This window comes from Massilia phyllostachyos, assembly GCF_021044825.1.
GTDB lineage: Bacteria > Pseudomonadota > Gammaproteobacteria > Burkholderiales > Burkholderiaceae_D > Telluria > Telluria phyllostachyos.
Window position 1 is genome coordinate 184,449 of sequence record NZ_JAJNOC010000001.1, and the last position, 14,366, is coordinate 198,814.

Genomic DNA, 14,366 nt, shown 5'->3' on the forward strand with positions numbered 1-14,366 from the left:
TTCAAATATACATACAGATCGGTATATTATTCACTACTCTGACAAGGCCTATTGTCGCCTTGGCAATGTAGAGCGACATCTCGACAACACTTTTGATCGAAAGTATTGTTCCCGATCAGAAATGTCTATATGCTAAGATAAGTTTTTCGTGCCCAGAACAAACATAGAAACATTGTTCTGTTTACACAATTGGCAAGCAAACACCTTGTGGCGTCCCCGTCCTGGGGAGCTTCGGACAACTCGCAACCTCGTAAAGCGGCCGCTTTGAGATCATGCAACAATCGGACCAGGATATCCGCAATCGCCTGTTGATTGCCCGTCTGCCGGCCATGCCGCAGATCCTCGTGCGTCTGATCGAGCACCTGCAGGCCGACGACCTCGGGATGCCCGAGCTGGCCACCCTGATCTCCAAGGACGCCGGCATGACCGGCAAGCTGCTCGCGGTCGCCAACAGCTCCGCCTACCAGCGCCACCACCGCAACGTCAATCTCGAGCAGTCGCTGGTCGCCCTCGGCACCGACATGATCAAGACCCTGGTCATCAGCGATTCCGTGTTCCAGACGTTTAACAACTTCCCGCATTCCGGCAGCACCGACCTGCGCGCCTTCTGGAAGAATTCGCTGGCCGCCGCCGTGATCGCGAAGGAAGTCGCGCGCCTGGTCGAGTACCCGCACGCGGAAGAAGCGTATCTTGCCGGCCTGCTGCACAACGTCGGCCGCCTGGCCCTGCTCGCGACCGCGCCCAAAGAGTACGCCTACAACTTCAACGCGCGCGACGACGAAGACCTGTGCGCGGTCGAGCAGCGCACCCTGCAGATCACCCACACCGAAGCCGGCGCCTGGCTGATCGAACGCTGGCAGCTCGATTCCTTCCTGGCCGACGCGGTCCTGTACCACCACGAGCCGAGCGAGCGCCTGGAGTCGGCCCATCCCCTGATCCGCATCGTGCGCCTGGCCCACGTGCTGTCCAGCCATCCGCAGGACGAAGACGCCGTGCGCGAGGCCGCCGGCCTGTGCGGCGTCGATGCCGACCAGGTCGCGGCGCTGCTCGAAGGCGCATCGCGCCAGGTCGACAAGGCCGCGGCCCACCTCGGCATCGACCTCGCCGGCGCCGACGACATCCCGGCGCCGCCGGCCTATGCGCCCCCAAACCTCGACCCGGTGCAGCAGCGCCTGTCGGAAGAGGTGCGCAATATGGTGCTGGTCTCGGAAGTGGGCCAGAGCTTTGCGCGCCAGCAGGGTGAAAACGGCTTGCTGGAAGCGATGACGCGCACCGCGCGCATCCTGTTCGACTTCGGCAGCGCCGTGGTCCTGCTGGAAAACCCGACCGGCCACGCCCTGGTGGGCGCGCCGATCCAGGGCAGCCAGCGCATCGCCGAATTCGCCGTGCCGCTGGCCAAGGGCGGCCCGATCGCCAAGAGCGCGCTGGAGCGCCGTCCGGCATTTATTCAGCGCGAGGCGGCCGGCAGCGAGCCGCTCGGCCTGGCCGAGGAACAGCTGCTGCGCATGCTCGGCACCGACAGCCTGGTGTGCGTACCGCTGGTCGCCGGCGCGCGCTGCCTGGGAGTGCTGATCGGCGGCGTCGCCGCCTGGCAGCTGCCGCATTGCCAGCGCCGCGAGCGCTTCATGCAATCCTTCGGCGCCCAGGCCGCGGCCGCGCTGGAGACCATGCTGGCCGAACGCGGCCACGCGCGGCGCCAGCTTGCGCACGTGGCCGACGAATACCGCGAAGCTTCGCGCCGCGTGGTGCATGAGGTGAACAACCCGCTGTCGATCATCAAGAACTACCTGAGTGTCCTCGACAGCAAGCTGGCGCGTCAGGAGCCGGTGAGCAGCGAGATGTCGATCCTGAACGAAGAGATCGACCGCGTCGGCCAGCTGGTCTCCAGCCTGGCCGACCTGAAGCCGGTGGACAGCGGACCGCGTCCGACCGACGTGGCCAAGGTGGTCGACGAGGTGCAGCGCCTGTTCCGCAGCACCGGCTTCGTGCCGCCCTCGGTCGACATCCTGGTGACGATGCACGATGAGGCGACCCGCATCGAGGGCGACGCCGACGTGCTCAAGCAGATCCTGGTGAACCTGGTGAAGAACGCCATCGAGGCGCTGGCCAACGGCGGCGGGCGCATCGAGATCATCAACCGCGGCCACGTGAACCGCGAGCGCCAGCTTTACCTGGAACTGGTCGTCAGCGACAACGGCCCCGGCCTGTCGCGCGAAGTGCTGGCCCATCTGTTCTCGCCGGTGAAGAGCACCAAGGACGGCGCCCACCACGGCCTCGGCCTGTCGATCGTGCACAGCCTGGTCAAGAAGCTGGGCGGCCACATCGCCTGCCGCAGCGGCCGCAGCGGCACGGCCTTCGAAATCCTCCTGCCGGCGTGGACCGGTTCCGGCGCCGGCGCTGCCGTCGCACTGCCGGCCCGCGCGCTCGGCTCCGCATAAGTCATGATGAACCCGCACAACGCCATGCTGCCCGGCGAACCCGTTCCTGCATCCGCCCCATTCGCCACCTCGCTCGACGTCGACAACCAGCCGCGCCTGCTGCTGGTGGACGACGAGCCGCGCCTGCTGTCGTCGCTGTACGAGCTGCTGAAGGGCCGCGGCTACCAGCTGACCACCGCGAGTTCCGGCAGCGAAGCGCTGGCCCACCTGTCGCGCCTGCGCTTCGACCTGGTCCTGCTCGACCTGCGCCTGCCCGACATCGGCGGCCACGAGATCATGGACTTCATCAACGAACGCGGCATCAACGCCGACGTGATCGTGATGAGCGGCGAAGTCGGCATCGACGCGGCGATCGGCGCCCTCAAGCGCGGCGCCTACGACTACCTTCGCAAACCCTATGCGCGCGAAGAGCTGCTCAATACGGTGTCCAATGCGCTCAAGGGCCGCCGCCTGGCGCTGGAAAACCAGCGCATGGCGAACCAGCTCGAGAACTCCGAGAAGATGTACCGCTACCTGGTCGACTCCTCGCCGGACATCATCTACACGCTGAACCACGAAGGCCGCTTCACGTTCGTGAACGACCGCGCCTACCAGCTGCTCGGCTACTCGCGCGACGAGCTGCTCGGCCAGCACTACTCGATCCTGGTGCACGAGGAAGACCTGGAGCGCGCGCGCTACGTGTTCAACGAGCGCCGCGTCGACGAACGCGCCTCGCGCAACGTCGAGCTGCGCCTGAAGTGCCGCGGCGGGAACAGCCAGGACCGCACCTTCAACACCACCCTGATGACGATCTCGCTGAACGCGATCGGCATGCACGTGCCGGACCAGGAAGTGAGGAAGCTCGAGTTCTTCGGCACCTACGGCGTGGCGCGCGACATCACCGACCGCAAGCGCGCGGAAGAGGTGATCTCCTACCAGGCCTATCACGACATCCTGACCGACCTGCCGAACCGCATCCTGTTCAAGGACCGCCTCGGCCTGGCCGTGATCCAGGCCAAGCGCAAGCAGACCGAACTCGCGGTGATGTTCATCGACCTGGACCGCTTCAAGCTGGTCAACGACACCTTGGGCCACGTGAAGGGCGACGAGCTGCTGCAGCTGGCCGCGACCCGCCTGAAGGCTTGCCTGCGCAAGGGCGACACCCTGGCGCGCCAGGGCGGCGACGAATTCACCATCGTGCTGCCCGAGCTGCGCGACCGCGACGACGCTAGAGTCATCGCCGACAAATTCCTCGAGACCCTGCAGGAACCGTTCGACCTCGACGGCCACGAAGTGCACATCTCGGCCTCGATCGGCATCGCGATCTACCCGACCGACGGCGAATCGATCGACGAGCTGCTGCGCCACGCCGACATCGCCATGTACCAGGTCAAGGCCCAGGGCAAGAACGGCCACAGCTTCTATCACACCTCGATGCTGGACGTGTCGCACCAGAAGATCGCCCTCGAGCAGGCGCTGCGCCGCGCGCTCGAGCAGGACGAGCTGGAGATGTACTACCAGCCGCAGATCGACGCGCTCACCGGCCGCATCGTCGGCGCCGAGGCGCTGATGCGCTGGAACCACCCGACCCGCGGCCTCTTGTCGGCCGGCGAGTTCCTGCCCTTCGCCGAAGAGAACGGCCTGATGCTGCCGATCTCGGACTGGATGATCGGCGCCCTGTGCCGCGACATGCTGCAGTGGAACGCCACCGGCACCGACCACGTGCGCCTGTCCCTGAACCTGTCGCCGCAATACCTGGACCGCGGCGACTTCTTCGAGAAGATGCGCAACGCGCTGGTGCGCTACGGGATCGCGCCGAGCCAGATCGAAGTCGAGATCACCGAGAACATCTGCATCCGCAATCCGCAATACGCGATCGAGCAGCTGAACAAGCTGTGCCAGCTCGGCGTGTCGGTGGCGATCGACGACTTCGGCACCGGCTATTCTTCGCTGTCCTACCTGCACCGCTTCCCGATCCACACCGTGAAGATCGACCAGTCCTTCGTGAAGGAGATCCACGAGGAGGGCGGCCATTACCCCGTGATCCTGGCGATCATCTCGATCGCGCGCGGCCTGGGCCTGAACCTGATCGCCGAAGGCGTGGAGACCGAGGAACAGGCGCGCTACCTGCGCTCGAACGGCTGCATGACGATGCAGGGCTACCTCTACTACCGCCCGATCCCGCTGCCCGAATTCATCAAGTCGCTGCGCACCCAGCCGACCCTGTTCGGCCTGCGCGCAATCCAGGCGTGACCGGCCATGCCCGACGTCCCCTCCCATCCCGGCGATAGCGAGACCCGCCACACCGCCGAATACCTGCGCGTAAAAGGCATGGCCGAGCGCGGCGTGCCGACCGCCCAGCACAGCCTGGGCTTCATGTACGCCAGCGGCCAGGGCGTGGCGCGAAACCACGAGATGGCGGTGGCCTGGTACCGCATGGCCGCGGCCAGCGGCCTGGAACTGGCCCAGTACAACCTCGGCGTGATGTACCAGAAGGGCCAGGGCGTGGCCCAGGACTACGGCCAGGCCGCCTACTGGTACCGGCGCGCGGCCGAGCAGGGCTATGCGCCGGCCCAGTACAACCTGGGCTGGCTGTATGCGAAAGGGCAGGGCGTGCCGAACGACGTCGGCCAGGCCCTGCACTGGTTCGGCCAGGCCGCCGAGCAGGGCGAGCCCGGGGCCCAGCACAACCTCGGCATGATGTACGAGACCGGCAAGGGCGTGCCGCAGGACGTCGAGCGGGCCGCCGGCTGGTACCGGCGCGCGGCCGAGCAGGGCTACGCCCGCTCCCAGTTCAGCCTGGCTTTGAGGAGCAGCGGCGAAGCGGCGGTCGACTGGTTCCGTCAGGCCGCCGAGCAGGGCTACGCGCCGGCCCAGTTCAACCTCGGCCTGCGCTACGACAAGGGCCAGGACGTGCCCCAGGACAGCGCCCGCGCCATCCTCTGGTACGAACGCGCCGCCAAGCAGGGCCACGCCAGCTCGCAGTTCAACCTGGCGCTGATCCACGACAGCGGCCACGGCGTGCCACGCAACGAGGCGCTGGCCCTGGACTGGTTCCGGCGCGCCGCCGAACAGGGCCACGCCGGCGCCCAGGACACCCTCGGCCTGCGCTACGAACACGGCCAGGGCGTCGCACGCGACCCAAGCCAGGCGGCGCACTGGTACCGCGAAGCGGCCGAACAGGGCATGCCCTCGGCCCAGTACCACCTGGCGCAGCTGATCGACGCCGGCAATACCGGCGCCGGCGATGCGGAAGAAGCGACCCGGTGGTACCGCAAGGCCGCCGAGCAGGGCCACCTGCGCGCCCAGTTCGACCTCGGCCTGCGCTTTGAAAGCGGCACCGGCGTGGCGCGCGACGAGGCCCAGGCGCTCGACTGGTACCGGCGCGCCGCGCACCAGGACTATGCGCCGGCCCAGTACACCGTCGGCATGCTGATCGACCGCCTCGAGCACGGCAACCCGATGGAGGCCACCGACTGGTTCCACAAGGCCGCCGACCAGGGCCACGCTCTGGCCCAGTTCGAACTCGGCCTGCGCCACGACTGCGGCAAGGGCGTCGAGCTCGATTACGAAGCCGCCCACTTCTGGTACCTGTGCGCGGCGCGCCAGGGCCATGCGCGCGCCCAGTTCAACCTCGGCGTCATGTATTCGGCGGGGCAGGGCGTGCAGCGCGACCTGGTCCAGGCCTACGCCTGGCTGCAGCGCGCCGGCGCCGCCGGGGTGGCGGCCGCCTCCGGCTACCTCAAGAAAGTCACGGCGCGCATGGAGCCGCAGTTATTGGCGCAGGCGCAGGCGTTTTCCTGATACCGGCGGCGCATGCATATCAGGAAACAAAGTCGCAACAAAGCGCCGGGCCTGGCACCTAGCGCGGGGGCGACGTTTCCTGTAGGGTAATCGGCGTGCCGGCCGCGCGTTCGAGCAGCGCAAGCGTGGGCGGGACGTACTCACAACAACCAGTCCACGAGACCATGAAAAAACTTGCCATCCCCCTGCTGCTGGGCCTCGCCTTCGCAGCACTGCCCTCGCACGCCGCCGCCCCCGCTGCCAAGTCCACCGCGTTCACCTTCGACCGCGCCGCCTACAGCATCAACCATAAAAAATTCGTGCTGCCCAACGGCCTGACCCTGCTGGTCCACACCGACCACAGCGTGCCGGTGGTCGGCGTGAACATGTGGTACCACGTCGGTTCGCGCAACGAGAAGCGCGGCAAGACCGGCTTCGCCCACCTGTTCGAGCACTTCTTCTTCAACGGTTCCGAGAACTACCCGCACGGCTTCCGCGAAGCGATGGACGACCTGGGCGCGAACAACCGCAACGGCACCACCAACACCGACCGCACCAACTTCTTCGAAGACGTGCCGGTGTCGGCGCTGGAACGCACCCTGTTCCTGGAATCGGACCGCATGGGCTTCCTCGGCAACTACATCTCGAAGGAGATGCTGGAGCGCGAGCGCGGCGTGGTCTCGAACGAGAAGCGCCAGGGCGAGAACCAGCCGTATGGCCGCGTGCGCATGGAGATCTCGGCCAAGATGTACCCGTACTCGCACCCGTATTCCTGGTCGACGATCGGCTACATGGAAGACCTGCAGGCCGCCTCGCTGGACGATATCAAGGAGTGGTACCGCACCTACTACGGCCCGAACAACGCGGTGATCTCGCTGGCCGGCGACATCACGCCGGAGCGCGCCTATGAGCTGGTCAACAAGTACTTCGGCGCGATCCCGCCCGGTCCTCCGCTGCCACGCCTTGAAAAGTGGATCCCGACGCTGGACCGCAATATCCGCGACGAGATGGAAGACCACGTGCCGCAGGTGCGCATCTACCGCAGCTGGCACGTCTCGGCCTGGAAGGACGACGACACCCAGCGCCTGAACCTGCTGGCCGGCGTGCTGGCCGGCTCGAAGAGCGCGCGCCTGGACAAGCGCCTGGTGTACGAGAAGGGACTGGCGACCAGCGTCAGCGCCGGCGTGAACGACTCGGAACTGGGCGGCACCTTCACCATGACCGCCACCGTCAAGCAGGGCGCCGACCCGGCCGAGGTGGAGCGCGAGATGGAGCGCGTGCTGGCCGAGCTGCTGGACAAGGGCCCGACCGAGGCCGAGCTGAAACGTGTGAAGACCAGCGACCTGGCGAGCTTCGCGCGCAGCGTGGAGCGCCTGGGCGGCATGGGCGGCCGTTCCGACGTGCTGGCCGAAAGCCAGACCTACGGCGGCGATCCGAACGCCTACCTCGACCGCCTCGAGCTGTTCGCGAAGAGCAGCCCGCAGGACGTCAAGACGGCCGCGAATCGCTGGCTGCGCGCCAACCACTACACCATGACCGTGCGTCCGTCGGCCAAGCTGGCGGCAACCAAGTCCACCATCGACCGCAAGCTGCTGCCCGCCCTGGGCGAGGCGCCGGACGTGAAGTTCCCGGCCCTGCAGCGCGCCCAGCTGAAGAACGGCCTGAAGGTCGTGCTGCTCGAGCGCCACACCGCGCCGATCGTGAACGTCTCGCTGGCGGTCGACGCCGGTGCGGCTTCCGACACGGTCGCCAAGGCCGGCGCCGCCTCGCTGGCGCTGGACCTGCTGGACAAGGGCACGAAGAACCGTGACGCCTTCGCCCTGTCGGACGCGCTGGAAAACCTGGGCGCGCGCCTGTACGCCACCACCGGCCAGGACCAGTCGTTGGTGCGCCTGCAAGCCACCAGCGCCAACCTGGCGCCGTCCCTGAACCTGATGGCCGAAGCGGCGCTGGCGCCGAGCTTCCCGCAAGACCAGTTCGCGCTCGCGAAGACGCGCCGCATCGCCGGCATCGGCCAGGAAAAGGCGCAGCCGAACAGCCTGGCCCTGCGCCTGGTCCCGTCCGTGCTGTACGGCCCGGAGCACGCCTACGGCAAGCCGGCTTCCGGTTTTGAGGGCAGCGTGCAGTCGATCACCCGCGACGACCTCGCCGCCTGGCACGCCACCTGGTTCAAGCCGGGCAGCGCCACCATCGTGGTGGCCGGCGACACGACGCTCGAGAAGATCATGCCGATGCTGGAAGCGAGCTTCGGCAAGTGGCAGCAGGGCACGGCCCCGGCCAAGCAGATGGCCACCGTGCCGGCTACCCAGGGCAAGCGCCTGATCCTGGTCGACAAGCCGGACGCGCCGCAATCGACCATCGTCGCGACCCACGTCTCGCAAGTCCAGGGCCAGCCGGAAGACCTGGCGATGGAACCGGTCATGATGAACTTCGGCGGCATGGCGACCTCGCGCCTGAACCGCAACCTGCGCCTGGACAAGCACTGGAGCTATGGCACCCAGGCCCGCCTGACCGACGTGCGCGGCCAGCGCCCGTTCTACATCATCGCGCCGGTACAGACCGACAAGACGATCGAAGCGATGCGCGAAGTGCAGAAGGAATTGCGCGGCGTGGCCGGTGAACGACCGCTGGTCGGCACCGAGTACGAAAGCATCATGCGCAACATGACGGCGCGCCTGCCGGGCCGCTTCTCGACCCTGGCCGCGCTGGAAGCGGCGGGGCTGGAGACCGTGAACCTGGGGCTGTCGGATGACTACTGGAACACGTATGCGTCGAACGTGCGTGCCTTGAAACCGGAGCAGCTGGGCGCGGCGTCGAGCAAGTTCATCAAGCCGGACGAGGCGGTGTGGATCGTGATTGGCGATCTGCGCAAGATCGAGGCGGGTGTGCGTTCGCTGGGCTGGGGAACGGTGACGGTAGTGGATGCGGATGGCAAGGCGATTCGCTGATCGCTTTGCCAGCCTGCTGAGCGACGGCGTGTCGTGAAGCGGCAAATCGGCGTTGTGCGATCGCTTGCGTGAGCGCACAACGCTGTTTCGAATATTTCGAATATTCGTTTATTTCGGATATACTCCGGTCATGACATCGTTGGTTAACGAGACCTGGCCATGACTACACTTTCTTCTCCCCAATCTTTACCCACCGCCGAAGAAGTCGCTATCGCGCGCGAAAGCGGCAGGGCCTTGTCCGCCTTCCTGCAAACCCGTGCTGAAACCCAGCAGATCGACATCGTCGACGACAAGGGCACATCCCACCCGGTGAGTGTCCCGGTCTCGGCCCTGCGTCTCCTGGTAGACGTTCTGACGGAGATCGGGGAGGGCAATGCCGTTAGTATCATCCCGATCCATGCTGAGCTGACGACCCAGGATGCTGCGAATGTATTGAACGTCTCGCGCCCTTTCCTCGTCCAATTGCTTGAGCGAGGCGACATCCCTTTCCACAAGATCGGCAGACATCGCCGTGTTCGTTACCAGGACGTATTGTCGTACAAGGAGCGCATCGACGCCGAGCGCAACAAGGCGCTGGACGCCCTTGCTGAGCAGGCGCAGGCGCTGCAGATGGGATACGAATGAATGGGCTCAAATTTCACCGTCGTCTATGACGCCTGTGTGCTTTATCCAGCGCCGCTGCGCGATCTGTTGATGCGTCTGGCCCTGACGGACCTGTACAGGGCACGCTGGACGGACATGATTCACGACGAATGGACGCGTAATCTTCTCGTACAGCGTCCGGAATTGAAGGCCGAGGATCTGGCACGAACCAGGTCCCTGATGAACGCGCATGTGCGGGATAAGCCTGGTGGCCGGTTTCGAGCACCTGATCATCTCGATCGAACTACCAGACCCGGACGACCGCCATGTCGTAGCCGCCGCAATCCATGGCGGTGCCAGTCTGATCGTGACCTACAACCTGAAGGATTTTCCGGCAGCGCAGCTGACACGCTACCACTTGGTAGCCCAGCATCCGGACGATTTCATTGCCGACTTACTGGATCTGCACGCAGCACGGGTATGTGAAGCCGCTGCTAGCCAGCGGCGTTCATTGAAGAACCCGCCCAAGTCCGTTGATGAGTACCTGGACACGCTGTCAAAGCAAAAGCTGACGCAGACAGTTGCCCAGTTGCGAGAATGGAAAGCAGCGCTCTAATACGCTGTAATATGAACCGGGAATGCAGTAAAACGTCCCGTGTTTGAACCGCGCACAGTTGACCCCGCTCCCCTGTGCATACGCCCGCGATAGTATACTGTATGCCCATACAGTTCACCTCTCGCGATGGAACTTACCGACAAGCTAGAAATCCTGGCCGACGCCGCGAAATACGACGCGTCCTGCGCCAGCAGTGGCGCGCCGAAACGGTCGTCCGAGGACAAGGACGGCTTCGGCGCCACCACCGGCATGGGCATTTGTCACAGCTATACGCCGGACGGACGCTGCGTGTCGCTGCTGAAGATCCTGCTCACCAACTTCTGCATCTACGACTGCCAGTACTGCATCAACCGGCGCAGCTCGAACGTGCCGCGCGCCCGTTTCTCGGTGGAAGAGGTGGTCAAGCTCACGCACGATTTCTACGTGCGCAACTATATCGACGGCCTGTTCCTGAGCTCGGGCATCATCCAGTCGGCCGACTACACGATGGAGCAGCTGGTGGCCGTGGCGCGGCAGCTGCGGCAGGTGCACAAGTTCCGCGGCTACATCCACCTCAAGACGATTCCCGACGCCGATCCGCTGCTGATCGAGGAGGCGGGCCGCTGGGCCGACCGCCTGTCCGTCAACATCGAGCTGCCGACCCACGACAGCGTGACCCGCCTCGCGCCGGAAAAGAATGTCCACACCATCAAGCTGGCGATGGGCTCGATCCGCCGCAAGATGGACGAAAAGGCCGAGGAACCGAAGGCGCCGAACTTCGCGCCGGCCGGGCAGAGCACGCAGATGATCGTCGGCGCCGACAGCAGCGACGACCACACCATCCTGAACACCGCCGAGACGCTCTACGGCAGCTACAAACTCAAGCGCGTCTACTACTCGGCCTTCAGCCCGATCCCGCAGAGCCCCAAGAGCGTGCCGCTGGCGCCGCCGCCGCTGCTGCGCGAACATCGCCTGTACCAGGCCGACTTCCTGTTGCGCGGCTACGGCTTCACGGCCGGCGAACTGATGCCGCAGTCGGGCAACCTGGCGCTCGACGTCGATCCCAAGCTGGGCTGGGCCCTGGCCAACCGCGAGCATTTTCCGCTCGACCTGAACCGCGCCGACGAAACCATGATCGCGCGCGTGCCCGGCATCGGCATCCGTAACGCCAGGCGCATCGTTGACCTGCGCCGGATCCGCCGCATCCGCTGGGAAGACCTGTCGCGCCTGCGCTGCAGCATGAAGAAGCTGGCGCCCTTCATCGTCACCGCCGACTACAAGCCGGCTCAAGGAGCAACCAGTTCCCACCTGCTGCGGCGCCATCTGGCCGATGCGCCCGAGCAGATGAACCTATGGCCGGAACTGCAGGCGGCATGAGTACCGCCAGCGCCGTCGCCGCGCATGCCGCAGCCAGCGGCGGCGCCTTCCTCGCCGTGAACACCTTCGCCGAATGGCGCGATGCGGCGCGCGAGCTGCTGCGCGCCGGCGTGCCGCCCGAAGCCGTCACCTGGTCGCGGCCGGGCGCCGCCGACCTGTTCTCGGGTGCGCCTGCCGCGGCGGCGCCGGCCGATAATGGGACACATCCCAAGCACACGACAGCGGCCCCGCACATCCCGCGCTCGCTCATGGAGATGTTGCAGCGCGCCGCCTGCTTCCGCGATCCGGATCGCTGGGCCTTTCTCTACCGCGTGGTGTGGCGCTGGACCCAGGGCGAGCACGACGTGCAGTCGCCCGCCGACCCGGACGGCGGACGCCTGCATGGCATGGTGAAGGCGGTGCGCCGCGAGGAGCACGACATGCATGCCTACATCCGTTTCCGCGAGCGTCCGGTAGACGCCGGCGCGCCGCGCTTCGTCGCCTGGTTCGAGCCGCGCCACGACGTGCTGCCCCAGGTCGCCGAACATTTCGTCGCCCGTATGGGCAAGGTCAGCTGGATGATCGCCACGCCCGACGCCAGCGTGCTGTGGGATGGCCAGACCCTGCACAATACCGGCCCGCTGATGTCGAGCGCGGCGGACCTCGACGATGCCGGCGAAGCGCTCTGGCTGACTTACTACCGCAGCATCTTCAATCCCGCGCGCGTGAACGCCCAGCTGATGCAGAGCCACATCCCGGCGCGCTTCTGGAAGAACCTGCCGGAAGGCGCGATCGTGCCTTCGCTCGTCAGCCAGGCCGAACTCGGCGCGCGCAAGATCGGCCAGGTGCAGGCGGTCGGCGCCAAGCGCGGGGCGACGACGATTCCGATCAGTGCGGAGAAGGCCCAGCCGGACCGCGAACAACCGTCGAAACTCGACGAGTGCCGGCGCTGCGAGCTGTGGCAGTTCGCGACCCAGGCGGTGCCCGGCGAGGGAACGAAGCGGGCGCCGATCATGATCGTCGGCGAGCAGCCCGGCGACCAGGAAGACCTGGCGGGCAAGCCGTTCGTGGGCCCCGCCGGCAAGCTCCTCGACCAGGTCTTCGCCCAGGCCGAAGTCGATCGCAAGGCCATCTATCTGACCAACGCGGTGAAGCACTTCAAGTGGGAACCACGCGGCAAGCGCCGCCTGCACAAGACGCCGGCCCAGCGCGAAGTCGAGGCCTGCCATTACTGGCTCGAGAAGGAGCTGGCCACGGTCAAACCGAAGGTGATCGTGGCGATGGGCGCGACCGCCCTGAAGTCCGTGATGCGCAAGGGGACGGTGGCGCTGAAGGATTTCGTCGGCAAGCCGGTGCGCGTCGACGGCGCCTGGGTGGTGACCATCTACCACCCCTCGTACGTGCTGCGCGTGCCGGACGAAGCGTCCAAGCACGAGGCGTTTTCGGTGATGGTGAAGGGCTTGAAGCTGGCCCACGAACTGATCGAGCGGCCCGACCCGGCTTGACCCATATGCACGCCATGCAGGCGACATGAAATGCGGCGGCCGCGCCGCGTTTAAGCATCGGCTCATCTGGCGCTACTACGCTTGCCGGACTCTCAACAACAAGGAAGTCCGATGTTCAAGCGCCTGCTCCTCCCCGCCATCTGCCTGTTCGTGCCGGCCGCGCCGTCCCTGGCCCAGTCGCTGGATCCCGCCCCGCCGCCCGCCGCCACTGCCGACCTTGCCGCCGGCGAGGATGCACCGGCGCCGGAGCAGATCCGCGTCGTCGGCCAGAAGCCGGGACCGGGCATGTGGAAGGTGACGAAGGGCGAGCACGTGCTGTGGATCTTCGGCACCTATTCGCCGCTGCCGGTCAAGATGGACTGGCGTTCGCACGAGGTCGAAGCCGTCATCAAGGGCGCGCAGGAATTCCTGGCGCCGCCCGGCGCCAAGCTCGACTTGCCGATCTTCGCGACCGCGCTGGCGCTGCCCCAGCTGATCGGCATCAACAAGAATCCGAACGACGCGACCCTGCGTGACGTGCTGCCGCCGGACGTCTACGCACGCTGGCTGCCGCTCAAGGAAAAGTACCTGCCCAAGAACAAGGAGCGCGACCGTCCGATCATCGTGGCCAACGAGCTGTTCAGCGCTGCCATGAAGCAGGCCGGACTCACGACCAGCGTCGACGTGCGCGAGAAGATCGAGACGATGGTCAAGGAGAAGAAGGTCAAGGTGACCCGCAGCATCATCGACGTCAGGGTCGACAATCCGCGCGCCGTCCTCAAGGGAATCAAGGGAGCGCCGCTCGAGGATGCGGCCTGCTTCGCCGACACCCTGACCCGCCTGGAGACCGACATCGATGCGATGAGGGTGCGCGCCAATGCCTGGGCCCGAGGCGACATCGCCGGCATTCGCAAACTGAACTTCGTCGACCAGCAGGAAAGCTGCAGCAACGTCATGCGCAACAATGCGGCGTTACGCGACCATCCCGCCTTCGCGCAAGCCGAACCGCGCATGCGCGCGCTGTGGCTCGCGAACGCGGAAAACGCGCTGGCGAAGAACGCGTCCACCTTCGCGCTGCTGTCGCTCAAGGACATCCTCGATCCGAAGGGGCTGGTGGCAGCGCTCGCGGCGAAGGGTTATACCGTCGAGCAGCCGGAATAAGGTGTCGAGAATGGCGTGGCCGGTGTCGAAAAAGTTTGCA

Annotated in this window: 8 protein-coding genes and 1 pseudogene; all 9 read left to right on the forward strand. The window is 66.0% G+C overall.

The annotated features are described in order from the left end of the window. The first annotated feature begins 272 nt into the window (after positions 1-272). The 9 genes and pseudogenes from LQ564_RS00700 to LQ564_RS00740 all read left to right on the forward strand — a co-directional run bounded on the left by LQ564_RS00700 (position 273) and on the right by LQ564_RS00740 (position 14,326). Positions 273-2,438 carry an HDOD domain-containing protein gene (locus LQ564_RS00700; protein ID WP_231056176.1) on the forward strand — a complete coding sequence of 722 codons (2,166 nt, stop codon included), beginning with the start codon at positions 273-275 and terminating at the stop codon, positions 2,436-2,438. A 3-nt stretch (positions 2,439-2,441) separates the two neighbouring features. Next, on the forward strand, positions 2,442-4,670 hold the full coding sequence (locus tag LQ564_RS00705; RefSeq protein WP_371873402.1) for an EAL domain-containing response regulator: 2,229 nt from the start codon (positions 2,442-2,444) through the stop codon (positions 4,668-4,670). A gap of 6 nt (positions 4,671-4,676) precedes the next feature. Then, positions 4,677-6,221 carry an SEL1-like repeat protein gene (locus LQ564_RS00710; protein ID WP_231056177.1) on the forward strand — a complete coding sequence of 515 codons (1,545 nt, stop codon included), beginning with the start codon at positions 4,677-4,679 and terminating at the stop codon, positions 6,219-6,221. 164 nt (positions 6,222-6,385) lie between these two features. Next, positions 6,386-9,148, forward strand: a complete 2,763-nt coding sequence (locus LQ564_RS00715) for a M16 family metallopeptidase (protein ID WP_231056178.1) — start codon at positions 6,386-6,388, stop codon at positions 9,146-9,148. 159 nt (positions 9,149-9,307) lie between these two features. Then, the gene (locus LQ564_RS00720; RefSeq protein WP_231056179.1) at positions 9,308-9,772 is read left to right on the forward strand and encodes a helix-turn-helix domain-containing protein; all 465 of its coding nucleotides are present in this window, start codon (positions 9,308-9,310) and stop codon (positions 9,770-9,772) included. After that, positions 9,773-10,346, forward strand: a pseudogene (locus LQ564_RS00725) (PIN domain-containing protein). It begins immediately after the preceding gene. A gap of 126 nt (positions 10,347-10,472) precedes the next feature. Then, positions 10,473-11,702 (forward strand): putative DNA modification/repair radical SAM protein, encoded by a 1,230-nt coding sequence (locus tag LQ564_RS00730; protein ID WP_231056180.1) that lies wholly within the window; start codon positions 10,473-10,475, stop codon positions 11,700-11,702. Beyond that, a complete protein-coding gene (locus LQ564_RS00735) occupies positions 11,699-13,186 on the forward strand; it encodes a UdgX family uracil-DNA binding protein (RefSeq protein ID WP_231056181.1) in 1,488 nt (495 codons plus the stop codon). The genes LQ564_RS00730 and LQ564_RS00735 overlap by 4 nt, the downstream gene beginning before the upstream one ends. A 111-nt stretch (positions 13,187-13,297) precedes the next feature. Beyond that, a complete protein-coding gene (locus tag LQ564_RS00740) occupies positions 13,298-14,326 on the forward strand; it encodes a TraB/GumN family protein (RefSeq protein ID WP_231056182.1) in 1,029 nt (342 codons plus the stop codon). The last annotated feature ends 40 nt before the right edge of the window (positions 14,327-14,366 follow it).